This is a genomic window from Sphaerisporangium dianthi, assembly GCF_042654065.1.
Taxonomy (GTDB): Bacteria; Actinomycetota; Actinomycetes; order Streptosporangiales; family Streptosporangiaceae; genus Sphaerisporangium; species Sphaerisporangium dianthi.
Genome location: NZ_JBHSFP010000024.1, coordinates 22,077 through 45,159, shown reverse-complemented (window position 1 = coordinate 45,159; position 23,083 = coordinate 22,077). Strand labels below are relative to the sequence as shown.

The window sequence follows — 23,083 nt, the reverse complement described above, 5'->3', positions numbered from 1 at the left end:
TACGGCGCCCAACCATCGCATGGCGGTCGTAAGTAAGGGGATGACACGAGCCCATGTAACTGTCGGTCACCAAGGCCCCGCACGCTCATCTCCCCAGCGGTGGCGGTTCCTCGCAGAGGTGCCGATGGTAGGCCAGATGCCGGATCTCCGGCCGGTGCCCCTCCACGAGCCTGAGCGGGCCGATCGGCCGGCCGGTCGAGACGTGGACGACTGCGAGATCGTCGGTGATCTTGATCGCCCCACCGTCGAGCAGGACATGGTGGTTGGGGCACAGGCAGAGCAGGTTGCCCGGCTCGTCGGGACCGTCGTGCGGCGAGCCGAGCGGCCGGATGTGGGCGCCTTCGGCGTAGCCGCCCCGCCTGGTCACCAGCCGGGTACCGCAGATCTGGCACTGGTGGTCATGGGCGAGCTTCACCTGCTCCGCGAGCGCGGTGTCCCGGATCACGCGGCTGGTCGAACCGCTGCGCCGGCCGGGCACCGAGGTGCCCTTCGGGAGAGGCGAGGCATCCTCCTGAAGCGGTGAATCGACGTCGGGCTCCGGAGCGAGCGAGGTGGCCGCGAGCAGCGCGTCGCGGTCGACGTCGCGGAAGTACTCCTCAAGGAGGCACAGGACGATCCGCGCGTGTACAGCGGGCTGTTCGGTGACGATCTCGTGCACCCATGAGCGCAAACCGCTGATCGGCTGAAGCTCCCGCATCCACCGCTGCGCCGCGCTGCCGCTCGCCCGTGGCACGTCCTCGTGACCAGGGAAGTCCCAGAGCCCTTGGTGATGCAGGTGGAGTACCGGAAACTCGGCATGCGCGCCGTCGCCTGGATGGCCGAACCTCCGCAGGAGCGCCGAGAGGGCGAAGGAGGTCTCGCTCCACGGCGCCAGACGTTCCTCGCCCCGGGACACCCGGCCAAGGGCCCAGAGCAGGGTCAACGGCTGATGCCGCTTCCGCTCGCCAGGGGTGGCCGACGCGGCCGTCTTGAGGGTGCGGACCTGGTGGATCAGGTCATCCACGTACTGCCCATCATCGAACTTGTCCGGCCTGGTGACCTCGAAGCCGAGATTCTCCAGCACGCGGGCGACGGTGGCGTTCCCACCGGAGAAGTCCCCGGCTCGCAACGGGTGCCCGTCCACGCCACGATGCGCCACTCCGGCGATGGCCTTGGAGTCGTACCGCCTGCCGTCGTACCGGACGAAGTAGCCGCGCGCCGGACCGTATCCGTGGGTCTCGAGAAAGACGTCCCTGCCCAAGGTGTCGTACTCCGTCATGGCCGCCAGCACCATTTCACGCCGAAGATCGGAAAGTGCCACCGGTGAATGATATGAGCAGCTATCGCATACGGTGCTACACCGAACGGACCTATAACGGGATTGAGCGCTTTGTCGTGATTAGGTGGTTTATCCGAGAATGAGGTGCGCGACGGCCGACCGCGACGCCTGGCAGGAACCGGCCCGGCTACCGGCTTGATCGACTCAGTAGCTTCGCCGGGCGGCCATCGATGACCAGTGAGCGCGGCGGGTCGTGCACGGTGAGCGGTCGGTGTACCGCTGAGGTGCCTCAGGGATTCCGGACATACCGCTCGAGGGTGGTGGTTGAGCGGAGCCGGCCGGGCGGTCGCGATGGGCCCGCCGTCCTTGGACCCGGCCGGCGGGGAGTCGATTACCGGACCGCGCCGCCCGGCGGGCCGATCCGGCGCCGTCCGCATCGGCTCGTCACGCTCCTTCCCGAGGACTCAAGCAGTCGGCACGCCATAGACCTGCTCCAGCGGTGAACGCCACGGACACATGTCGGGTTTCGTATGATTACGGGCGAAAAGTCCGAATCGGAGAACGGCTGTTCCGTGAACCCCGACCTGTTCGACCTGCTGGTGGGTTCTCACCTGCGTTTCGTCGGCACCCCGTTGGTGGGCCCTGGAGCCACGGCGCGCTGGCTGTACGAGGACGCGCCCTTCGGCGTGCTGGCGCACGACGGAGCGGACGACCCCCGCTTCACCTACGCGAACGTCACCGCTCAGCGATGCTTCGAGTACGACTGGGCGGAGTTCGTCGGCCTGCCCTCCCGGCTCTCCGCGGAGCCGGATCGGCGGGAGGACCGCCAGCGACTCCTGGACACCGTGCACCGTGACGGCTTCGCGACGGGCTACCGGGGACGGCGCATCGCCAAGTCCGGCCGCCGGTTCTGGATCGAGGACGTGACGATGTGGAACCTGATGGACGGAGACCAACTCGTAGGCCAGGCGGCGACCTTCCCACGCTGGCAAGACGCCTGACACCTTCGTCGGCGAGCATCTGATGTGAACGCCCGCGAACGATCACCGCAAAGAGCCGTCGTCGTCAGCCACGGGCACGGGCGCTGAGTGCCGCGCGGTCGAAACGCTCGATGAGGCTCGGCTTGCGCAGATGCTCCTGGCGGAGCAGGGCGAAGCGCCGGACGAACCCGTCGAGGCGGCCGGCGCGCTCGGCGACCGCTCGGAGATCCCTGAGCAGTTCGACGGCCGTGTCGTATTCCTTCGCCTTCTTGGTGGCGATCAGCGCTTGGGCCCGTGACCAGGCCGCGTCCTGGTCACGGGCCAGTTCGTCCAGCCGCTTCTCGCGTGCGAGCGCTCGTTCGCGCTCACAACGAGCCTCCTGCTCGGCGCGCTCGGCCGCCACGCGGCGTTCGCGTTCCCCGCGGCGGACTGCCGCGGCGTCCAGCAGCTCCGCGACCGTGCGCCGGGGAACCGCATCGGTGTCGCTCTTGGGCTCGCCGCGGAACCGGCGCAACAGCTCCATCCGCACCTGGACCGCCGCTTGGTTCTGGACGACCCGGAGCAGCAGGTCGTCCTTCTCGCTCGGCGAGAGGTGCTTGAGCCATCGCGCGAGTTCCCGAGGATCATCCCGGACGGTGGTCAGGGGAGTGCTCGCCTCGGCCGCGACCGCGAGCAGGTCGGGGTCCAGGCGAAGGAAGTCGGCCAGGGCCTGCTGGGGCGCGCTCAGCGTGCCGAGGCCGTGCGGCACGGACGGCTCGATCTCGTCCTGCTCGGCGTCGTCGAAGGCGTCCTCATCGCGTTCCCAGGTGCCGTAAGCGGCCAGCCAGGCCAGATACAGCGGTCGCGGGTCTCCTGCGGCGAGTTCGGCGCGGACGCCGACGATGGCCGACAGCGATCGCTCGACATCCTCTTCCCAGTACTCCTCTTCCGCGTCGCTGGTGAGGTCGAGGATGAGGTGCTCACCGGAGATCCAGGCGGTCACCTGGTCGCCGACGAGATAACGCTCGGCGACGTCCAGATCGAGCAGCGCGTGTGGTAGGCGGAGCATCACCCGGTGGGTGCCCCAGTCGGTCAGGTAGAGGTGGGCGTCGTAGTAATGCTCCATCATCCGCCTGGGATCACCGCTGAAGTCGCCCCAGTGGTATTCATTGCTGAAGCTGGTGGCGGTGATCCGCGCTCGGGTGGACAGCCCGCGGACCTCGGCCTGCTGCCGCGCGTCCAGCGGACGGTCGACGGCGAGGAACTCGTAGTACTGGTATTCGCTCACCGGTCACCCGACCCAGTGACTGTAGGCGTCGATCCACTCCGAGCCCTCCTGCGAAGGCGTGGGCAGCGGGAGATCGCAGATGCCGATCGCCTGCCGGTGGGGTCCGCGCGTGCAGATCGCGACAATTCCGCTGCCGGGGAGCAGGTCGATCTTCTTGACCGTCACCTCGACGCCCAGGACGATCGTCGTGAAGGGCACGGACAAGTGCTCCTCCAGCATGACGTGAAACCCGGAGAGTTGCTCGTGCTCGTCATAGGCGTCGACGATGGCCTCCGCGACCAGCGCGTCCAGTTCCGCCCTGGATCTTCTCGCCATAGCGATGAAGCGTAACCAGGATCGGCGTGCCGGAAGCACTCATCTCTTACTCCCCGCTGACCTCCCAGCGCGGGGCGAACACGGCGGCCAGTGGCCGGCATGCTGAACTCCGCAGCGCCTGGTCCAGACCAGGATCGACGGCGCGGCGCCATCCAACGCCAGGCTGACGTTGGTGAGAGTGAAACGCCGCTCCAGCGATTCGACCCCGGGCGTCGAGGGTGACAGGAGCCGTTTTGGCCACCCGTTCCTCCCACGCCCGAAATCCGGGGCGCCTGGTCTCGGATACCGGATGGCTGAGGATGTCCGAAGAGCGCATCAGGCCCCTGGCCACCCTATGGACCGATGGAGAAAGACGGCCCGGGTATCTGGGCATTCAGGGGTTCCTGTCAGATCGACAATAAGCTACGGTGGACCCATGACCAAGGGGCAGTGGGAGGCACCGAGCGTCCTGCTCGCGGTCGACTTGGTGATCTTGACTCTCCGGCATGCCCGCCTGCATGTCCTGCTGATCGAACGTGGCGTAGAGCCGTTCAAGGGCGCCCTTGCTCTGCCGGGAGGCTTTCTCCGTGACCAAGATGAGGCCATCGAAGCGGCGGCGCGTCGGGAGTTGTCAGAGGAAGCCGGTCTGGTTGACGTGCATCTCGAGATGATCGGGGTGTACGGCAAACCCGACCGGGACCCTCGCGGTCGTGTGGTGTCGGTCGCCTATCTGGCGATCGCCCCTCGTTTGCCGGAGCCCGTCGCCGGTACGGACGCAGCCGGTGCCTGCTGGACGCCGGTGGAACAGATCTTGTCCGCAGGTATGGAAGTGGCGTTCGACCATCGGCAGATCCTTGTGGACGGCGTCGAACGTGCCCGAGCCAAGCTCGAGCACACGACGTTGGCCACGGCGTTTTGCGGTGAGACCTTCACAATCTCCGAACTCCAGCAAGTTTATGAGGCAGTGTGGGGAGTCCAGCTCGATCCTCGGAACTTCTACCGCAAGGTCCAGAGCGCGCGCGGCTTTATCGTGACAGCCGGCCCCATGCGCCGAACGGAGAACGGCCGCCCTGCGCGGCTCTTCAAGGCGGGACCGGTCCAAGTGCTCTACCCCCCGATGGTCCGCACGGTTTGATCCGGACCCGGAATTCCTGACAGTCGGACAGCTCGGATCGCACCCAAAGGAGGCGTGCATTCATGGGCGAGCGTCCCATCGTGATCCTCACCGCGCTGGAACTGGAGTACCAGGCCGTCCGCAAGTACCTGACCGGAACGCGCGTGCATCGCCATCGCGCCGGCACTCGATTCGAGGTCGGCCGCCTCGTGGGCGGAGGTCACCAGGTAGCGTTGGGCCTGGTCGGCAAGGGAAACCATCCAGCGGCCGTGCTCACTGAGCGAGCGATCGCCGAGTTCGAGCCCTCCGCCTTGCTGTTCGTCGGTGTGGCTGGAGCACTGTGGCCCGACATCGGCCTGGGCGATGTGGTCGTGGCGACACACGTCTACGCCTATCACGGCGGGACGAGTGAGGACGATGGATTCAAAGCGCGCCCGCGCGCCTGGGAGATCTCGCACGAACTCGAGCAAGTGGCGCATCACGTCGAGCGCAACGGCGCCTGGAAACGGCATATCCCCGACGAAACGGTGATTCCGGTCGTGCGCTTCGGGCCGATCGCGGCTGGCGAGGTGGTGCAGGATTCGGCTGTCTCGGAACATGCCAAGTGGGTTCGGCAGACCTACAACGATGCGCTGGCGATCGAGATGGAAGCCGCCGGTGTAGCGCAGGCCGCCCATCACAACAGGGCGTTGCCGATGGTCGTGGTACGAGGTGTCAGCGACTGGGCCGACGGCACCAAGGTAGTCACCGATGGCGCGAACTGGCAGACGACGGCGGTGGCCAACGCTGCGGCGTTCGCCATCAGCCTCGTTGAGGAGCTCGCTGCGGAGCTCTCTCCTTCAACGGTGGGAAAGGCGGCACGGGAACCGATGGCCGAGAATGTGCGGAACGTCGCCCGTGACCACGCGCGCGTGGGCGTACAGGCGGGGAACATCTACGGCAATGTCTCGGTAGGACAGCCCATCGAGCCCGCCCCCGACTCGGCGGCACTCCTTGCTGAACTGCGTACGAAACTGGCACAGGCGCGAACGGCGGGGAAAGTAGATGAGGATACGTTCGCCGCGGCGGAAACGGAGATCATCATCATCGACGAGTCTCTGTCCGAAAGCACCGAACAGGGCAAGGGCAGAGCGTTGATCGCCCTCAAGAAGCTGCGCGGTCTGCTGATGGACGTGGCCGAACTGGCGTCAAAAGTGGCGTCGGTCATCGCGGTGGTCCGAGGCATCTCATGAGCGATCCGAACCTTGGCCGGGCCAACATCGCGGATGACTCCGCAACCGTCGGCGTGCAAGCGGAGGCCGTACACGGGGACGTCTACGTGTATCAGGTCCTATCTGATGCTCCGCCGGAGCGAAAGTTCGAGGTGGGTGTTCTCTACCTGACCGGTGGCATGCCGGCGAGGGCGAGGGAGTGCATCCGCGAGGCCGTGCTGAACGGCCAGGTGACGAGCCATTACTGCTACTACCTACTGCTGGCCGTGCTGAGTGGTCGGACGCTGCAGCAGGTACCGAAAGAGGATCTCTCCCTCCTACGCTTCGCGCAGGGAAAGCTCGTCGACAAGATGGACGATGAGTGGACCCAGGCCATCAAGGTGATCAATGCCCTGCTGGCATCGCTCCAGGCCCCAGATGTCGATCCCCTCGCCATCGAAGAACAGCTCGAGGAACTGATTGACGCTCGCCGAGACGAGATTCTGCGAAGCCTTGAGATGCTACTGAAGGGTCCCGTTCAGGACGGATTCTGGACCCGCAGCTTCGAATCGGCGAGGAGAGACCGATGCGATCATCAGCGTCTGCAACGAGTCTGGAAATTCTTCCAGCCCGAACCGGCCAAAGCACGAGTACGTCCGCCGCGTCCCCCTGACACCACGATCCGTGAATGGATCCTGTCGATCACGTCGGGCACCATTTTGCTGGCGTCCATCTACCACATCAGCCTCCAGTCATGGCAGCATTCCTGGTCGTCGACGGCGGTCGCACTCCTGCTCGTCGGCACCGGTTGCTACGCGTTCACGAAGAACGGTGTCGAATGGTGCTTCCGCGCCACACGCGTCAAGGCCAAGGATCTCATGTATCTGACAGCAGAACGACGGCTGTCCTCCACGCGCCAGGGCTTCGCCGATAAAATCGATCGGCAGTTCGACGAATATTTCGCGAGATACGTGCCGCGAGACGTGCGCAGGGCAGAATGGCTGACCCATATAGCCGGCATTCGTCGCGTACTGCGCGATGAGGTTGTCGAGATCTATCGAGAAAGCAGAACCGACGCCAAACAAGTCGCTTGGCTTACCAGGTACCTTGTCGCAAATGTCAAAGATCGATGGCAGAAGGGCGTCTTATGGGAGTACCGCGAGCAACTCCGGGTCTCCGCTTTCACGAAGGTGTCCTTCGCCATTGGCGCCATGGTGCTCACCACTGGCGGGACCGTGTTGACCTGGAACGGACTTCATGTAGCTCCGTTTAGCGTCACCGCCGCCGGAATAATCATGGGAGCAGTCGGTCGGAGTACCGTTCGTGGCTGGTTACGCATCATATTGGAGCATAAGCGATTCGCTGCCGATCAGGCAGAATCCACCCAACTGCTGGCCGAACGCAACGCGGCCTTTTACCGGTGGAAGCGTAAGCTCTCCGACAGGCCGGGCGATCCGGAGATGGCCCACTGGCTGGACTGTGACCGTAAGGCCTTGATGGAAGAAGCAATGCGGCACTACAAGCTACAGCCGCACGATCTCATCGCCCACGCCTTCATCGAGGCGCCGGCCGCGTCCTACAAACGGGCACGGGTTCGCAAAGGGCCCTGGCGCTACTCACGGTACACAATCCTCGTCTTCCTCCTTACGGAGGACGGCGTCCGGCAGATGACGGTCGACCTCGATTTCGAGAAGGCCACGCTCCACAACCGAGTCCGGATCAACTACCGATACGAGTCGGTCGCGGCGGTCCAGGCCACCGAGGCCGACGACGCCCACAGAACCTTCGAATTGACGCTGATGAACGGTGCCCCCATCAAGGTCGAGGTGACGGGACCGGCGCCCACTGTCGACCTGGAGACGGGGGAGGACATGCGCACCGTGTCGCAAGTGACGCTCGACAGCGCAGGACTCGCGAGCACATTGCACATCCTTGAGGGCGTCGCCGCTGAAGGAAAGGAATGGATCAGCCAGGAACGCAAGCGCGAGCAAGATGGACTGGCGGATCTCATGGACACCACCGATGGATTGCTTGGCTAGACCTGCACTCCTCGAAACGCCTGTCAAACACCTGGCCGACCTGCGAGCTTTGCCGTCACGCGGATGTGGCTGTCAACCCAAGCATGCCGGAACGACGGCCCGAACGATTGGAAGACATCTCGCGCGTTATGGGCACAAAGCGTAATCGTTGTCAACACCGGCCCGATCGTGGCCGTGACCTCTCGGGACGACAGTCGCGATCAGCTCGCCCTCGCCCGTGAGGCGGGCAGGGTCGCAGCGCCGCCACCGTGCACGCCGATCACGATCGTTCGGTGCGGCAGGCCACCATGGCATTACGGCAGGGCGGGCGCATCCACGGGCACGAGCATCAGGGGCACGGTGCATCTGCTGTACGGAGGGGGCGGTTGGTCGCCGGGCCCGCGAGCCACTCCCGGTAGGTGGTCGCGGGCGTACATGTCGGCTCGGTCGTCGGTGACAACGGCCCGACGCTCCCCGTCGGGCCAGCTGTACGCACGCGGACGTGAAGGGCTGGCTGGCCAAGACCAGACGATCACGTCGTCCGGACGGCTTCCCGGCACTTAGTATCGATCACTACCGTATTAAACGAGTAAATGCCAGGTAGTGTTCTTCCGTGGCCGCCGACCAGATCACCGTTCCCCCGCCTCGCGTGTCACAGGCCACCTCGGGAACACCTCGCCTTTCGCCCTCGGCCTGCTGCTGCGCCGGGCGCACTGGCGCGAGCCGCGGCGGCCACGGAGACGCTCCGGCCGCTCGGCATCGAGCTGCGGCATTTCGCCGTCCTGCTGGTGCTGGTCGACCACGGGCCCACCCTGCAACGAGACCTGGTGACGGCGACCGGCTCGGAGAAGGCGGGCATCATGTGCGTGGTGGACGACCTCCCGCCTGATCACCCCGTCTCTTACTCCATGGCCTTGTGGAGCCAGGTCGCTACGGCAAGGGCGATCCCGATACCTGCGGCCAGGCCGGCGCTCACCCCCCGGACCCCACCTACGGAGTAGACCGTGAGGCTACCAACTGCGAAGCCGACAATGCTGGACAGCCCAAGGATGGTGGCCCAACGGTGCGGTAGACGTGGGGGATCGATAGGAGGTTGGTTGCTACGTCGGTGGGATGGTTTCATAATGGGTACGTCCTACTCTGCTGACTGTGGACGGGGACGTGAGAGCGGCTTCCTGTTGGCGCAGGGGCCGCTCGCTTTTAGCGGTCAGATGCCGCCCTCACACTATGGAGGTATTTGACGCCTGTGCCTACCTTCTCGCTGGCGTCTTAACGGTGGAGCTGCTGGTATGCCCGGCTTGCGCACGTTTTAGCCGGATGATCTCCATCTCCCCGTGGACCTCAATTACGGGTCACGAAGCGGACAACGTCATTCCCATCGATTGGGCTGATCGGTTTGTCTCATCGGTAGCTTTGGATGACTCTCACTTTTAGGGTCGGCACGTTTCCGGTTCGGCGGTGCCACTCGGTGTGGCGGTGCCCTATACGGTGGGGCTTGGAGTCAGCCGGGACCGGCGCCGTCGCCCGCCCGCTCGCCGAGGGACAGTGTCGCCTGCTCCGCCTCGTTTGATTCGTCAGGCATCATTCGGCAATGCTCTTGTCCCGCTCGATATCGCTTCTCGACTAACCGAGCTCGCTTCGAAGATCCTTAAGGGACCGATTGTTGCTTTCCCGATGCCACGCTGACCAGCCGTCAGTCTCCTGACCGATGAGCTTCTTGCATGCAGGGGAGGGCTTCGTGAAGATCTCACCCGTGCTGATCTGGATGGAACCGCCCGCAAGCACGGTCGCGTGGTGAATCTCGCCGATTCGGGGACGGTTCCATACGAGCTTGTCGCCAGCTGCGAGAAGACCCTGGTCGATCAAGCGGCGAAGTACTCCAGGACGATTCTCGCCAAGATCTGCACTGTCTACCTCGGACTCCTTGCCGGGTGCGCGCAGCAGGATGCGTCGGAGAACCTCGTTGGGAGTGGTCTCCACAAAGGGCTCCGCTTCGTCCTGGAGCGCCTTGTAGACTTCGTCGTCAATCTCGATCTTCGGCATGGCAATCTCCTGATCCAAGTTTGGCTGCCAGTCGGCAAGTTTGCCAGTTTGGCAGCTTTCGGGCAAGAGGCATGTGACATCTGCCGCGCCGCTTTGTCGGTGGGAAGATCTACTGTCCCGGCCATGACTTCAGCGACGCAGGCGTACACCTATGCCGCGCCCTCCTCCCTGGTCGACGGCCGCCTCGGGCTGGCGACCTCCGGCGGGCGGGCCCTGTCCGGCCGGCCGTGGCGCCCCCGGTTCTTCCGCGGCGAGGTGACCCAGGCGGCCCCCGTCGCGGCGGCCTTGCTCGGCGTCGCCGATGTGGTGCTGGCCCGCGACCACCAGTCGCAGGCACGGCCCGGTTGGGTGCGCGACCTGGTGGTGACGTGCAACGGAGACCGGTTGCGGTTCGAGTCGTTCTCGGCCTGCGGCGGGGTGTACGCCCGGCTCGACCTGCTGAACGGCGCGCTCGACGGCGAGGTGTTCGACCGGGGCACCACTAACGTCAACGTGAACGCGCCGCTCCGCGAGGCGCTGGCGCGCATCGGCGCGCGCGACCCGCTGCACTTGGGCGTAGGCCTCGACGAGCTGGTCGTGACCACTATGGACGGCGCGGTGGTGGAGAAGAAGGTGCCGCTGCCCGAGCGCTGGCTACGCGGATTCGCCGAGGTGCAGGTCATCGCCTCGGGCATGGACCAGCGCGGTGAGCTGACCGGCATGGCGGCGGTGCGGTTCCTGCGCGGGCTGCCCAAGAAGGGCACGGTGTGGGTGACGCAGTCGGGGCGTGACCTGAAGGTCGCCGACCGTCGGCTTCCGGGCGCGGTCCAGTTTGCCGGCCCCCACCCGCTCGGCACCCTCCTGCCGCTGCTCCGCTTCGCGAAGTCCCTCCGGGTGTACGGCCCGGCCGACGCCGCGTCCAGCGCCTGGGAGCTGGAGCTTCCCGGCATGCGGTACACCCTCACGCTTTCGCCCGAGCGCTGGCGCGGCTTCTCCGACGGGGGTGCCGTGCTGGACGACCTGGCCACCGACGAGGCAGGGAACGACGCCGACGTCGTGGGCATACTGCTGAACTTCGAGCCCGAGGTCGAGATCGGCCTGCTGGCCGACCGAGCGGGCATCCCCGCCGACCGGGTACGGGCTGCGCTGACCCAGCTTGGCGTCGTCGGCAGGGCGGGCTACGACCTGGCCGAGGCCGCCCACTTCCACCGTGAGCTGCCCTACGACAAGGACAACGTCGTCCTGCTGAACCCGCGGCTGGCCAAGGCCCGCAGGCTCGTCGATGCGGGCGCCTTCCATCTCGAAGGCGAGTCGGCCACCGTCCACACCTCGGGCGGCGCGCGCCGGGTCTCGCTGGCCCACGGCTCCTGTACCTGCGAATGGTGGTGGGACCATCGCGGCTCCCACAGGCCGTGCGAACACGTACTCGCCGCCCGTATCGTCGCCCGTGCCGCCGTGGAGGTGTCCCGATGACCCTCTGGACGGAGATCTGTGATCTGGTCACGCGCAACCAGGTCACCCGCCTGGCCGAGCGCCTGGTCACGCTCAGCGAGGAGGAGCGCGCCGAGCTGGGCGGGCGGTTGCCGGGCCTGGTCAAGGAGCTGCGCCGGGTCCGCACCGAGCAGGTGCGCGCCGAGCATCCCGACGACTTCGAGGAGATGGCCTCCTGGGAGGTCGGCGACCTGCTCGACGAACTGGCCGGCGCGCTGCTGCTGACCGGTGTCGGCGTCATCACCGGCCCTGCGGCCGCGGTGACGTGGATGACCGGACGCGACGTCAACCGCCGCTGGGCCGAGGACCTCGATGTCGGCCAGGTATGCCGGGTGGCGGCCGCCCGCCCTTTGGAGTGGCGTCGTGATGTCGCGGTCCGGCTGGCCCAGCGGGTGCGCCGTCCCGCCGACCGCATCGCGCCGCTGGCCGTGGCGCTGCTCCGCGAGTCCGGCGCCGTGCCGCCCGACCACGATCCGCTGGTGGCCGCCTGGCTGTCCGCGCCGAGCGTGGCCGGTGACCCGCTGACCCCCGTGCTGCTGCCTCGTGTCTTCACCGCTGACGGCGCGGGCCGCGCCCTGCGTGACGAGCGGCTGGAGCCCCGGCCGACCCGCTGGCTGGCCGCCGCCGCCCGCGAGCTGCCCAGGGATCAGGTGCTCGACGGTTGCGTGAGTCGTTTCCTGCGTGGCGGCGAGGCGCAGGACCTGCGGTTCTTCGTCCGGCTCCACACGCTCCTCGACCCCACGCCCGCGGAGTCCGCTCCCCGCCTGCGCGACTACCTGCGGTTGCTGCCGTCGGCCCCGGGTACGGTCGCCGAGCTGGCAGCCGGGCAGGTGCGCGGGGCGATGCCGCTCGACCACGCCGACCTGGTCGAGGCGGTCGACGCGCTCACCTTCCGGGACGAGGCCAAGTTCGCCGCCACGGGCCTGCGCTGGCTCGACCAGGCGATCCGGGCCACACCCGAGGCGGCCGCCGACTTCGTGACCGCGCTGACCACGGCGTACGCGCACAAGTCCTTCGACGTGCGCAACCGCGCGGTCGAGCTGACCCTGAAATACGCCGACCTGTTCGCGGGCCACACCGAGGAGATCCTCGAGGGCGTCCGCCACCTCCCCGCTGACCTGGGCGCGAAGCTGGCCGAGCGGTTCGGCGGAGAGAGCCCGGTCGAGGAACCGCCGGCGCGCAAGGAGTTCCCGCCGCTGCCCGGTCTCCAAGAGGCGCGGAGGTTCCCCGAACCGTCGATCACCCCTGACTACCACGAACGCTGGGTCGGCCAGGAACGCTGGCTGGCGGCCTTCGTCGCCGGCATCGCCGAGGACCGGGCGAAACTGCGCCGCAAGCTCAGGTTCCATGTCGAGTACGACCAGGGCCACTGGCGGTCCAGGGACGTGCGCCTCGACCCCGGCGACTGGCAGGCGGCGCTGTCCGCCGAACTCGTCACCCCCGGCAGCGTGCCGGAGCCACCACCGATCGAGCCGGAGAAGTTCTGGGACGGCCCGGACCACTCCGTTATCGTGCGCGCCCCCACCCCCGGCGGGGACCCCGACCCGGACGAGCGCATGGCCGAGCTCGACGTGGATCCCGCGCGGAACGCGGCGATGGGAGCGGGGGAGCAGGTGCCCCCGCCGAATTCGGACGAGCCGCTCGTGCAGGTGACCGTCGTCTTCGCCCCGCCCTGGCTGCGTTCCTCCATGCCCGGGGAACTGTCCGAGCACGACGAGTGGCGGCGGCGCAACCACCTGCCGCACCCCGATCACGTCTCCCCGCCCCACGACTTCCTGCTGCACCGCTACGCCGAACTCGCCGAGGCCCTCCGCGACGGCACCCTGCCGCCGGTGCTGCTGGCCACGCCGACCTGGATGAGCGGCCACCTCGACCCCGACGTGCTGGCCGACCGGCTGGAGACCTGCGCCGCCGCCGGCGTGGAGCCACCCCCGGCCGACCTGGCGCAGGCGCTGCTGCGGTTGCCCCGGGGCCGCCACCCGGCCGCGGCCGACCGGGCCGCCAAGATCGACTCGGACGCGGCGCGCTCGGCGGCCCGCTGGCTCGCCGGCGACGGCATGGCCGACCCCGAGTGCGGCCACGTGTGGCGCCACATGGTCGGCGCGTCCATGGTCGACTTCGGCGACGGCGAACCGGAACACTTCACCGAGGTCGGACTGCAGCCCGTGTTGCGGGTGACGGCCCCGACCGGCCATCGGCTGATCGACGAGGTGCTGCTCCGCCGGCCGTCCGACTGGGCGGTCGACGAGTCCATAGGGACGCTCAGGGCATGGCCCGCCATGCTGCCCTCGCACCGCGAGGTCGTGGCCGTCAACTTCCTTCCCTTCCTGCTGCGCGACCACTGGGGCACGTGGACGGCTCCGGCGGAGCTGAGCGGCCTGGAGATCGCCCAGGGCCCGCTGGGCGAGTCCACCGCGGTGATCCTCGCCTTCCTCCTGTCCGGCGGCGTGCCCGGCATCATCCCGCTCATCCTTGGGATGGCTACCAGAGGCGACCTCCCCGCCGAGGCCATCGGCCGCCAACTCGCCCTGGTGCTACGCCGCACCTGGCGCGAGACCCGCCCCGCCATCGCCGCTCTGACCGAACTGGCCGAAGCCGGCGCCCACCACGAGGTCTGGCGCATCCTGCGCACTCTGCTCGCCGAGATGCTGCCGCGCGAGGGCCGGCGCATCACCGTGACCCACGCCGACCTCGTCGCCTTCGCCACCGACGTGGCCCGCTGGACCGGCGCCCGCGGAGAGATCCCCGTCATCGCCAGGTTCGCTCAGAGCCGCCGAACAATCCGCTTCATCCACGAATGCAAACGCCTCCACACCCACCTCACCCGTCCCACCCCATGACCCTCCGCCGGGACCAGGACGCTCATACTCGCCCACGACACCGAAGTGCTGGCCTCACGACGACCGAAGTTCACCGACCGCGAGCGGGACGCCGGCACCACCGAGTCTCCGGCACCACCGAGCCTCCGGCACCACCGAGCCTCCGGCAGAGGTCCGCGAGCCCTCGCCTCCGGCCGCCACCCATCCCGGCCACGTCGCGATGACCGGAGTCTCTGTCGCGATGACCGGAGTCTGTGAGGCAAGGCCGGTCCACGTCTTCGGGCTCACCCCGCTCTCGGAACAGGCGCATCCCAAGCAGGCGACCGGTCTGCGACCCGGTCTCGCCCGCATCCCGCAACGGTCCATCAGGTTGCTCACCCGCTGGATGTCCTGACCCATGGGCGCAGCCGGGGCCACCAGCCGGGTACGGCCGCGCGGTACTCCTCGTACTCGGTGCCGAAGCTCCTGCGCAGGGTCGGCTCCTCGTACACCCGCACGAAGCAGAAGACCGCGACGAACGCGATGGCGGCGTACCAGAGCAGCTCGGACCGGGCGAGCAGGAGCCCCTGGCCGACGATGGCCGCGAGCACTCCCACGTACATCGGATTGCGGACATACCGGTACAGCCCGCCGACCACCAGGTGCTCGGGAGGCGCGACGGGCGCAGGGGTCCCGAACCCTTCGGTCACGAAGCGGACGAAGGCGTCGACCAGTACGGCGCCCCCCGCCAGGACGAGCACCACCCCGGCCACCCGGAGCGGGACGGCAGCCCACGAGAGTCCGTCGGGCAGATCCGCCATCCGCCAGCGAGTGACCCACCACGGCCCGAATCCGGCCACACCGCCGGGCGCCACGGCAAAGAACACCGCACTCCCGACGGCCGCAGGCGTCCTGCGCATGTCTCACCATGCCCCTTCGCAGATAACTCATCGGATAATGAAATAATCATCCCGAGCTTAACCCGCGGATGATCGACGGGCGAGGGGGAGCCTTCTGCGGAGGGACGGCGACAGCGAGATGGGCATCACCGGTCCAGGGCGTCGGCCGGTTCTTCGCGTCGGCTGAGCGCGACGAGATGACCCCCGGGCAGTCTCTCGGGAGTGACACCGAGGCGCTGCTGGGCGACGCGGGTCTGGAACTCGACCGGGAACAGCCGGTCCGCACGGCCGCTTAGCACCACGGCCGACAGCACGCACGCAGCGAGGGTGGATGGCCGGGACCGCCGGATCAAGCGCCTTGGCTTCGTCGTACGCGGTTCACCTTTCGGAGTTCGGCGGACCACGCCACTTCGCGTGCCGTATCAGCCGGGTTCCGCCTCCGAGGCGTCCGCGAAAGGGAGAGGACGTGCGGGTGACTTTCACCGATTACCAGGCGCCGCCACCAGGCAAGATACAACCTGACGCCTAGGTGGCGTCATCAGGGTGACCTTCACTCGCTTGTTATGACGCCATGATGATGTCATAGTGACGTCATGGACCTTGCGCCGTATGTCGATCACCTTCGCCGGGAGCTCGCGATCGCCGCGGGTGCGGGCGGGGAGGAAGCGCGCGCGCTGGCGGAGCGGCTTGCCGCGACGTTGGAGTCGGCCGCCCGGCTCGCGCTGCTCGAAGCCCTGTCGGCCGCCGCCGATGAGATCACCCAAGAGCTCGCGCCAGGCTCGGTCGAAGTGCGCCTGCGTGGCCGCGACCCCGCGTTCGTCGTGACGTCACCGCCCACCACCCCTGCGTACGAGGAAGAACGGCCGTCCGTGCCGCCGCCTCCGGAGGCCGACGACGGCGGCACGTCCCGCATCTCCCTGCGCGTCCCCGAGCATCTCAAGCCGCGCATCGACGAGGCCGCTGCCCGCGACGGGCTGTCGGCCAACGCCTGGCTGGTGCGCGCCATCTCCACCGCGCTCGACCCCGGCGACGCCCGCCGGAGCGGAGGCCGGCGTCCACCCCAGCAGCCCGGCGACCGTTACCGCGGCTGGGTGCGCTGATGTCCAGGCCAACCCACGACCAGGGAAGCGGAATGCCGACCTTCGACACCCCCGAACCGATCTCCGTGATCTTCGAGACGCCACTCGCCACTGTCCGCGTCGAGGCGGGCGCCCGCGCCGACACCGTCGTCGAGATCCGCCCGACCGACGAGCACAACGACGCCGACGTACAGGCCGCCGAGCGCACCGAGGTCGAGTACGCCGACGGCAGGCTCGTGGTGCGCGGCGAGAGCGAGCAGCGCTCCGGCTCGGGGCTCGCGTCCTGGGCGCGTTCGCTGCTGGTAGGCCCGGGCTCGGTGGACGTGACGGTCAGCCTGCCGGCGGGTTCCCAAGTGGACGCCTTGGCGGTGGGGAGCCTGCGTTGCCGGGGTCCGCTCGGCGAGGTGGCGTGCACCACGTCCTACGGCGCCATCCGGGTCGAGCAGGCTCGCCTGCCGCGGCTGAAGAGCACCTACGGCGACATCTCGGTCACCGCCGCGTCCGGCCACGCCGAGGTGATCACGACGCATGGCGACATCCTCATCGGCCGCATCGACGGCACCGCGGCCGTCAGGACCGCCCACGGCAGCGTCCGCATCCGCGAGGTGACCGGAGAACTGCGGCTGAACAGCGGGCACGGCGACCTCACCGTTGACCGCGCCCTGGCCGGCGTCACCGCCAAGACCGCGTACGCCGGCCTGCAGATCGGCGAGGTGACCCGCGGCTCGGTCGTCCTGGAGACCAACGGCGGCGGGCTGGACCTCGGCATCCGCGAGGGCACCGCCGCCTGGTTGGACGTGAGCTCCACGTACGGCACCGTGGACGTCTCCCTCGACCCCAGCGACGCCCCCAGTGGGACAGACCGGTCCGTCGAGGTGCGGGCCCACACCACATACGGCGACATCCTCATCCACCGTTCCTGACCCGCAAGGAGAGTTCTGATGCCGGACGCGATCGTGGCCGAGGGCCTGGTCAAGAAGTACGGCGACGTCACCGCCCTCGACGGCATGGAGTTGCGCGTCCCCGAGGGGACGGTGCTGGGGCTGCTCGGCCCGAACGGCGCCGGCAAGACCACCACCGTGCGCATCCTCACCACGCTGCTCGTCCCGGACGCCGGACACGCCAGCGTCGCCGGGTTCGACGTCGTCCGCGACGCCGGCCGGCTGCGCGCCCACATCGGCGCCTCCGGCCAGTACGCCGCCGTGGACGACCACCTCACCGGCGCCGAGAACCTGGAGATGGTCGGCCGCCTCTACCATCTCGGCGCCAAGCGCAGCCGGGAGCGCGCACACGAGCTGCTTGAGCGCTTCGACCTCACCGACGCGGCCGACCGTCCCGTGCAGGGCTACTCCGGCGGCATGCGGCGCCGGCTCGACCTGGCCGGCGCGCTGGTCGCCGACCCGCCCGTGCTGTTCCTGGACGAGCCCACCACCGGACTGGACCCTCGGGCCCGCATCGGCCTGTGGGAGGTCATCGGCGAGCTCGTCGCGGCGGGTACGACCGTGCTACTGACCACCCAGTACCTGGAGGAGGCCGACCGGCTCGCCGACCGCATCGCCGTGGTCGACGGCGGGCGGGTGATCGCGCTCGGCACCGCCGACGAACTGAAGGGCCAGGTCGGCGGCGACCGCATCGAGCTGTCGGTCGCCACGGCGGCGGGCCTGGAGACCGCCGCGCGGACGCTGGCGCCGCTGGCCGCCGGTGACCTGCGGGTCGATGACACCGCGCTGCGAGTGACCATCCCGGTGACCGACGGCGCCGCCACGCTGACCAGCGCCCTCGGCCGGCTGGCCGCAGAGCGGATCACCGTACGCGACGTCGGTCTGCGCCGGCCGACCCTGGATGACGTGTTCCTCACCCTGACCGGACACCAGGCCGGCCACAAGACCAAGGAGACCAGCCGATGAACGCCGTGCAGCTGGCCGTCGCCGACGGCCTGACGATCGCCAAGCGCAACGCCCTGAAGATCCGCAGAGCGCCCGACCTGCTGGGCGGCGTGGTCATGCTCCCCATCGTGTTCGTCCTGCTGTTCACCTACGTCTTCGGCAGCATGATCAGTCTGCCCGGCATGTCGTACGGCGAGTACATGCTGCCGGGCATCTTCGTATTGACCATCGTCAGCAGCGCGCAGATCACCGGTTACACGCTCACCCAGGACCTGCGGAAGGGCATCTTCGACCGGTTCCGCACGCTGCCGATGTCGCCCTCTGCGGTGCTGACCGGCCAGACCATCAGTGACATCATCATGAACCTGACCAGCGTCGTCACCATGTCGCTCGTCGGCCTGCTCGTCGGCTGGCGCATCCGCACCTCGCCGCTGGAGGCGCTGCTCGGGTTCGCGATGCTGCTGCTGTTCGCTTATGCCTTCTCCTGGGTTACGGCGACCGTGGCGCTGGCGCTGCGCACGCCTGAGGTGTTCAACAACATCGTGACCATCGTGTCGTTCCCGCTGGTGTTCCTGTCCAACGCGTTCGCCGACAGCAGCCGCCTGCCCGGCCCGCTCGGGGTGATCGCCGAATGGAACCCGGTCTCCACGCTGATCCAGGCCGCACGCGAGCTGTTCGGCAACACCAGCCCGGCCATGCCCACGCCCGGCGCCTGGCCGCTGAGGCATGCGGTGCCGGTGTCGCTGCTGTGGTCGGTCGTGCTCCTGGTCGTGTTCGTGCCGCTGGCCACCCGGCTGTACAAGAAGGCCGTGGGCCGGTGAGCCGGGTCTGCGACCGCGATCGGGACCGGGCGGTGGATCTGGTCCAGCAGGCCTATGCGGACGGCCGGCTCAGCTCCACCGAGCTGGAACTCCGCCTGGAACGGGCGCTCACCGCCACCTTCGCGGACGAACTGCGGCCGATCGTCGCCGACCTGCCGGACGGGACGGTCCGGCTGTGGTCCGTCGGCGGGAACCTCACCCGGACGGGACACTGGTCGGTCCCACGCCGGCTGCGGGTCGAGTCCGAGTACGGCAGGGTGCGCCTCGACCTGTCCCGCGCCCACATCCCGCACCCGCGCCTCGACATCGAACTCTGCCTGACCTACGGCCACGCCACGATCATCCTGCCCCCGCGCGCCGGCGCGAACACCGACGGAGTCCACGCCGCCTGGGGCCGCGTGACCTGCAAGACCCCGGCCCGCCCACGCCCGGGCGGCCTCGACGTCCACGTCACCGGCGATCTCCCCTATGGCCGCCTGACCATCCGCGCCTCACGTAAGTGACAGGGCGGATCTCGCTGGGACCGCCATGTCGCTCAGGGACGCACGTTCGCAGGGCGCCGACCGAAGAGGCCGTGGTTCGCGTGTCGGTGCCGGCAGTACGGTCTCGGATGGAGCGCTTAGCTCGATTCATGCCACCGCAGGCCGCATACTGACACAAATGAGACGCAACCCAGCCGCGGTCCGGCGAGTCCTGCCTGGAAGTCCCTTCAACGTTCCCGTGGCCCCTGCGCCTCCTCTTGAGTGTTTCGTCGTGCAAGACCTCGTGAGCCACGACAGACACGGCCTCGGCCGGGTCGTCGGCGTCGATGACGATGTCGCCGTAGTCGTCAACTTCGGGGCGAAGACGTATCGCATCAACGCTCCCTACGCCAAGCTCGTCAAGCTCTGAAGCCCTTCCATCGGTTCCGCGGGGCTGTGCCGTGTTCCGCTCGCTCACACCACGACAGAGCCGCGGTCGTTTCCTGAAGGTCTCGACTCGGATGTAGGTCTTGACCGAGATGGCCGCCGTGATCGCGCGTCCGGAGACCGCCGGCCATCGGCCCCGCACAGAAGGTCTTCGCCACCGCCTCCCTCTCAGCCGGCTTGGCGCCCGGCCTCATGAGGCCGCCTGATCGGAAACCTGAGGTCGGGTAGCGGCCGAGGCGTCACAGCACCATGGGGGAGAGGCCGAGGGCGGACAGGGCGGCCGCGCCGCGGGTGGCGTGGTCGCCGCCGGCGAGCACCAGCGTTCGCGCGGACTGGTAGCGGCAGCCGGCGGTGTCGAACGCGTCCACGGTGGCGAGCAGCCGTTCCCGGTCATCGTCGAGCAGCGCCTGGGCCCGCTCCACCAGGGCATCGGCGACCGGGTTGCCGGCCACGACGGTCCGGGCCTCGGCCAGGCGGTCGCGCGCGTCGGGACTCCCGGCGAGCACGGCGGCCTCGGTGCGCAGCGCGACGTACCAGTGGTGCCAGATCCAGGTGACCCACTTCCACACCTGCCTGGGCTCGGGGGCCGTCCGCTCCAGCGCCTCCGGCGCCTGCCCGCGGTGCAGCAGGAGTATCGCGTCGAAGACCGCCCCGTAGCCGTAGGTGTGCTCGGGCGGGGTGTCGAGCTCCTCCAGGACCTCCAGCCATTCGCGCCGCGCGTCCCCATCGTCGCGCAGGCCGTGGATCATCGCGACGGCGGCCACCGCCGGGCGCAGGAGCGTCCGGGAGGGGCTGCCGGCCCGCCGCCACGCGTCGAGGAACCGGACGCTGCCGGTGAGCACCTCCTCGATGTCGCCCGCCAGCGCGTCGACCATCAGCAGCCGGCACGTGGCGCGGTGACCGACCTCCGCAAGCGACGGGTGGCCGGCCAGTTGGCGTGCCCATCGGCGCGCGGCCGGCACGTCGCCCGCGCCGAGGGCGGCCTCGCTGGCGATGGCGAGCGCGTCGATCAGCTCGTGGGTGCCGGCCGGAGAGATCGGCAGAGACGACAGGAGCGTGATGCGGCGCCGGGCCGTGGCAGCGGTGGCGAAGGTGTCGCCGGCCCAGCTCTGCGCGCCGGTGAGCGCGTCGAGTGCGGCCGACTCGGCGAGCGGGTCGCCGGTCCGGCGAGCGAGCTCGACCGCGTGCTCGGCGCGCGCGATCGTCTCGGGCACGGCGTTGCCGGGCGGCCCCTGGGCGGCGCCGAACGCGTCGGCGAGCACCGCCGCCTCGGCAAGTGCCACCGCCGCCCGCGCGGCCGGATCGTCGCCGGCCGGCTCGCGCGCCTCGCTGAGCAGCGCGAGCGCCTCCTCGTGGGAGGGAAGCCGGACGAACATGGTCGAGAACCGGAACGCGATGGTGGCGGCGCTCGCCAGGTCGGCGGCGGCGCCGGCGCCGTCACCGGTCGCGCGGGCGGCGTCGGCGGCGGCGCGGCGCAACCGGTACATGTCATCGCCGATCGTCCGGCAGCCGGCCACCGCCGCGGCCTGCCGAAGCATCGCCGCGCCGGCGACGGGGTCGGTCGCGAGCGCGGCCGCCTGCTCGTAGCGCCGCTGGGACTCACCGGTCAGGTTGCGGGTGAAGGTCAGCTCCGCCAGGCGCCGGGCGAGCTCATAGGCGTCCGCGCGCCGCTCCGGCCGGTCGGCCGCCCACGCCAGGGCCGCGCGGAGGTCGTCGGCCACCAGGTCGAACCGGGCCCGCCAGTCCTGCCCTGTCACGGCCAGGCCGACGGCCTTGGCCAGGCACCAGCGAAGATGCCCGAATCGGGCGTCGGCCAGTTCGCCCGCCTGCGCGAGCTGCTCGATACCGTACTGGCGGATGGTCTCCAGCGCCCGGTACTCGGTCCCGCCCGGCGACGCGGTCACCACCAGCAGGCTCTGCTCGGCGAGCCGGGCCAGTCCGTCGGCGACGATGCCGTCCCGGCCCCCGGCCGCCTCCGCGGCCGCGGCGGCGGAGAACGGCGCCACGAAGACCGACACCCGGCGCAGCAGCGCCCGGTCGGCCGGCTCCAGCAGGGCATGACTCCAGTCCAGCGCCGCTCGTACCGAACGGTGCCGCTCATCGGCACGGGAGCCGCCGGTGAGCATCCGAAGCGGGTGGGACAGGGCGGCGGTGATGCCGTCCAGCCCGAGCGTGGGACAGCGGGCGGCGGCCAGCTCGATCGCCAGCGCCATCCCGTCCAGCCGCTCGCAGATCGCGGCGATCTGGCCGCGCAGCGCGGGATCCGGCGGCCGCCCGACCGCCGCCGCCCGTTCCATGAACAACGCGACCGCGTCCGACTCGCCATCGGCCGGCAGCGACAGCGGCGGGACCGGATACACCCGTTCGAACGGCACCATCAGCCGGGCCCGGCTGGTCGCCAGCACCGTCACCCGGGGGCATGCCGCCAGCAGCCGCTCGAGGAACAGCGCAACGCCGTCCACCACCTGCTCGCAGTTGTCCAGGACCAGCAGCGCATGGCGGTCGGCCAGCGCGGCCACCACGGACCCGGTCATGTCGCGGCCGGGCTGCTCGCCGAGGCCGAGAGCCCCGGCGACCGCGGTCGCGATCATGCCCGCATCGGCGACCGGGACCAGATCGACGAACCACACCCCGTCGGAGTACGCACCGGCCGCCTCGGCGGCCACCGCCGACGCGAGCCGGGTCTTGCCCACTCCGCCGGGACCGACGGCGGTGACCTGGCGGCACGCCGTGATCAGCGCGATCAGCTCGGCCCGTTCGCTCACACGTCCGATGAACGAGGTCAGCGGGGCGGGCAGGACCGGAGCCGGACGCGACGGCCCGGCGCCCACCGGCCCGGCGCCCACCGGCTCGGGCGCGCGCCGGGCGAGCGCCCGCCGATCGGGCGCCTCCAGCTTGCGCAGCAGCGAGGAGACGTGACTCTCCACGGTGCGCACCGAGATGCAGAGCCGGGCCGCGATCTCGGCGTTGCTGAGATGGGCCCCGACGAGCTCCAGCACCTCGGCTTCCCGAGGCGAGATCTCCACTTCTGCCACCACCGCCCCAGTTTGCCGCATTC

Annotated in this window: 19 protein-coding genes; 12 read left to right on the top strand and 7 right to left on the bottom strand. The window is 69.1% G+C overall.

Going from position 1 to position 23,083, the window contains the following annotated elements; genetic code table 11:
• Positions 1–85 precede the first annotated feature (85 nt).
• Positions 86–1,300, bottom strand: coding sequence for an HNH endonuclease (locus ACFO60_RS28050; RefSeq protein WP_380845649.1), 1,215 nt, complete (start codon positions 1,298–1,300; stop codon positions 86–88).
• Positions 1,301–1,830: 530 nt separating this feature from the next.
• Between ACFO60_RS28050 and ACFO60_RS28045 the strand changes: the two genes are divergently transcribed.
• On the top strand, positions 1,831–2,259 hold the full coding sequence (locus ACFO60_RS28045) for an MEKHLA domain-containing protein (protein WP_380845646.1): 429 nt from the start codon (positions 1,831–1,833) through the stop codon (positions 2,257–2,259).
• A gap of 64 nt (positions 2,260–2,323) precedes the next feature.
• On the opposite strand, the gene ACFO60_RS28040 is transcribed toward ACFO60_RS28045, so the two are convergent.
• Together ACFO60_RS28040 and ACFO60_RS28035 are read right to left on the bottom strand one after the other, a co-directional pair.
• Positions 2,324–3,505, bottom strand: coding sequence for a hypothetical protein (locus tag ACFO60_RS28040; RefSeq protein WP_380845643.1), 1,182 nt, complete (start codon positions 3,503–3,505; stop codon positions 2,324–2,326).
• 3 nt (positions 3,506–3,508) lie between these two features.
• On the bottom strand, positions 3,509–3,820 hold the full coding sequence (locus ACFO60_RS28035; protein WP_380845640.1) for a calcium-binding protein: 312 nt from the start codon (positions 3,818–3,820) through the stop codon (positions 3,509–3,511).
• 415 nt (positions 3,821–4,235) lie between these two features.
• Between ACFO60_RS28035 and ACFO60_RS28030 the strand changes: the two genes are divergently transcribed.
• The 3 genes from ACFO60_RS28030 to ACFO60_RS28020 all read left to right on the top strand — a co-directional run bounded on the left by ACFO60_RS28030 (position 4,236) and on the right by ACFO60_RS28020 (position 8,142).
• Positions 4,236–4,934, top strand: a complete 699-nt coding sequence (locus tag ACFO60_RS28030) for an NUDIX hydrolase (RefSeq protein ID WP_380845637.1) — start codon at positions 4,236–4,238, stop codon at positions 4,932–4,934.
• A 62-nt stretch (positions 4,935–4,996) separates the two neighbouring features.
• Positions 4,997–6,145 carry a 5'-methylthioadenosine/S-adenosylhomocysteine nucleosidase family protein gene (locus ACFO60_RS28025; protein WP_380845634.1) on the top strand — a complete coding sequence of 383 codons (1,149 nt, stop codon included), beginning with the start codon at positions 4,997–4,999 and terminating at the stop codon, positions 6,143–6,145.
• Complete coding sequence (locus ACFO60_RS28020; protein WP_380845631.1) at positions 6,142–8,142, top strand: hypothetical protein; 2,001 nt, start codon at positions 6,142–6,144, stop codon at positions 8,140–8,142. The genes ACFO60_RS28025 and ACFO60_RS28020 overlap by 4 nt, the downstream gene beginning before the upstream one ends.
• A gap of 1,602 nt (positions 8,143–9,744) precedes the next feature.
• On the opposite strand, the gene ACFO60_RS28015 is transcribed toward ACFO60_RS28020, so the two are convergent.
• Positions 9,745–10,164: a restriction system modified-DNA reader domain-containing protein gene (locus ACFO60_RS28015; RefSeq protein WP_380845628.1), complete on the bottom strand. Its 420-nt coding sequence runs from the start codon at positions 10,162–10,164 to the stop codon at positions 9,745–9,747.
• Positions 10,165–10,287: 123 nt separating this feature from the next.
• On the opposite strand from ACFO60_RS28015, the gene ACFO60_RS28010 reads away from it, so the two are divergent.
• Positions 10,288–11,616, top strand: a complete 1,329-nt coding sequence (locus ACFO60_RS28010) for an SWIM zinc finger family protein (RefSeq protein ID WP_380845625.1) — start codon at positions 10,288–10,290, stop codon at positions 11,614–11,616.
• Positions 11,613–14,474: a hypothetical protein gene (locus ACFO60_RS28005; RefSeq protein ID WP_380845622.1), complete on the top strand. Its 2,862-nt coding sequence runs from the start codon at positions 11,613–11,615 to the stop codon at positions 14,472–14,474. Before ACFO60_RS28010 ends, ACFO60_RS28005 begins: the two co-directional genes overlap by 4 nt.
• Before the next feature lie 353 nt (positions 14,475–14,827).
• Here the strand turns inward: ACFO60_RS28005 and ACFO60_RS28000 are convergent, their stop codons facing one another.
• Both ACFO60_RS28000 and ACFO60_RS27995 read right to left on the bottom strand, forming a co-directional pair.
• Positions 14,828–15,253: a methyltransferase family protein gene (locus ACFO60_RS28000; RefSeq protein ID WP_380845619.1), complete on the bottom strand. Its 426-nt coding sequence runs from the start codon at positions 15,251–15,253 to the stop codon at positions 14,828–14,830.
• Between the two features lie 224 nt (positions 15,254–15,477).
• Positions 15,478–15,633 (bottom strand): hypothetical protein, encoded by a 156-nt coding sequence (locus tag ACFO60_RS27995; protein ID WP_380845616.1) that lies wholly within the window; start codon positions 15,631–15,633, stop codon positions 15,478–15,480.
• A 291-nt stretch (positions 15,634–15,924) separates the two neighbouring features.
• Here ACFO60_RS27995 and ACFO60_RS27990 point away from each other — a divergent pair, with 291 nt between their 5' ends.
• The 6 genes from ACFO60_RS27990 (at position 15,925) to ACFO60_RS27965 (ending at position 20,008) form a co-directional block, all read left to right on the top strand.
• On the top strand, positions 15,925–16,431 hold the full coding sequence (locus tag ACFO60_RS27990) for a hypothetical protein (protein ID WP_380845614.1): 507 nt from the start codon (positions 15,925–15,927) through the stop codon (positions 16,429–16,431).
• The gene (locus ACFO60_RS27985) at positions 16,431–17,333 is read left to right on the top strand and encodes a DUF4097 family beta strand repeat-containing protein (protein ID WP_380845611.1); all 903 of its coding nucleotides are present in this window, start codon (positions 16,431–16,433) and stop codon (positions 17,331–17,333) included. Before ACFO60_RS27990 ends, ACFO60_RS27985 begins: the two co-directional genes overlap by 1 nt.
• An 18-nt stretch (positions 17,334–17,351) precedes the next feature.
• The gene (locus tag ACFO60_RS27980) at positions 17,352–18,317 is read left to right on the top strand and encodes an ATP-binding cassette domain-containing protein (protein ID WP_380845608.1); all 966 of its coding nucleotides are present in this window, start codon (positions 17,352–17,354) and stop codon (positions 18,315–18,317) included.
• Complete coding sequence (locus ACFO60_RS27975) at positions 18,314–19,117, top strand: ABC transporter permease (RefSeq protein ID WP_380845605.1); 804 nt, start codon at positions 18,314–18,316, stop codon at positions 19,115–19,117. The genes ACFO60_RS27980 and ACFO60_RS27975 overlap by 4 nt, the downstream gene beginning before the upstream one ends.
• Positions 19,114–19,620: a DUF1707 SHOCT-like domain-containing protein gene (locus tag ACFO60_RS27970; protein ID WP_380845602.1), complete on the top strand. Its 507-nt coding sequence runs from the start codon at positions 19,114–19,116 to the stop codon at positions 19,618–19,620. Before ACFO60_RS27975 ends, ACFO60_RS27970 begins: the two co-directional genes overlap by 4 nt.
• A gap of 250 nt (positions 19,621–19,870) precedes the next feature.
• Positions 19,871–20,008, top strand: a complete 138-nt coding sequence (locus ACFO60_RS27965) for a hypothetical protein (RefSeq protein WP_380845599.1) — start codon at positions 19,871–19,873, stop codon at positions 20,006–20,008.
• A gap of 256 nt (positions 20,009–20,264) precedes the next feature.
• On the opposite strand, the gene ACFO60_RS27960 is transcribed toward ACFO60_RS27965, so the two are convergent.
• The gene (locus ACFO60_RS27960; RefSeq protein ID WP_380845596.1) at positions 20,265–23,063 is read right to left on the bottom strand and encodes an ATP-binding protein; all 2,799 of its coding nucleotides are present in this window, start codon (positions 23,061–23,063) and stop codon (positions 20,265–20,267) included.
• Positions 23,064–23,083: the final 20 nt, after the last annotated feature.

Coding starts and splice junctions, on each gene's coding strand:
- ACFO60_RS28035 (WP_380845640.1), bottom strand. CDS start 3,820: ATGGCGAGAAGATCCAGGGCGGAACTGGACGCGCTGGTCGCGGAGGCC.
- ACFO60_RS28030 (WP_380845637.1), top strand. CDS start 4,236: ATGACCAAGGGGCAGTGGGAGGCACCGAGCGTCCTGCTCGCGGTCGAC.
- ACFO60_RS28025 (WP_380845634.1), top strand. CDS start 4,997: ATGGGCGAGCGTCCCATCGTGATCCTCACCGCGCTGGAACTGGAGTAC.
- ACFO60_RS28020 (WP_380845631.1), top strand. CDS start 6,142: ATGAGCGATCCGAACCTTGGCCGGGCCAACATCGCGGATGACTCCGCA.
- ACFO60_RS28015 (WP_380845628.1), bottom strand. CDS start 10,164: ATGCCGAAGATCGAGATTGACGACGAAGTCTACAAGGCGCTCCAGGAC.
- ACFO60_RS28010 (WP_380845625.1), top strand. CDS start 10,288: ATGACTTCAGCGACGCAGGCGTACACCTATGCCGCGCCCTCCTCCCTG.
- ACFO60_RS28005 (WP_380845622.1), top strand. CDS start 11,613: ATGACCCTCTGGACGGAGATCTGTGATCTGGTCACGCGCAACCAGGTC.
- ACFO60_RS28000 (WP_380845619.1), bottom strand. CDS start 15,253: ATGGCGGATCTGCCCGACGGACTCTCGTGGGCTGCCGTCCCGCTCCGG.
- ACFO60_RS27990 (WP_380845614.1), top strand. CDS start 15,925: ATGGACCTTGCGCCGTATGTCGATCACCTTCGCCGGGAGCTCGCGATC.
- ACFO60_RS27985 (WP_380845611.1), top strand. CDS start 16,431: ATGTCCAGGCCAACCCACGACCAGGGAAGCGGAATGCCGACCTTCGAC.
- ACFO60_RS27980 (WP_380845608.1), top strand. CDS start 17,352: ATGCCGGACGCGATCGTGGCCGAGGGCCTGGTCAAGAAGTACGGCGAC.
- ACFO60_RS27975 (WP_380845605.1), top strand. CDS start 18,314: ATGAACGCCGTGCAGCTGGCCGTCGCCGACGGCCTGACGATCGCCAAG.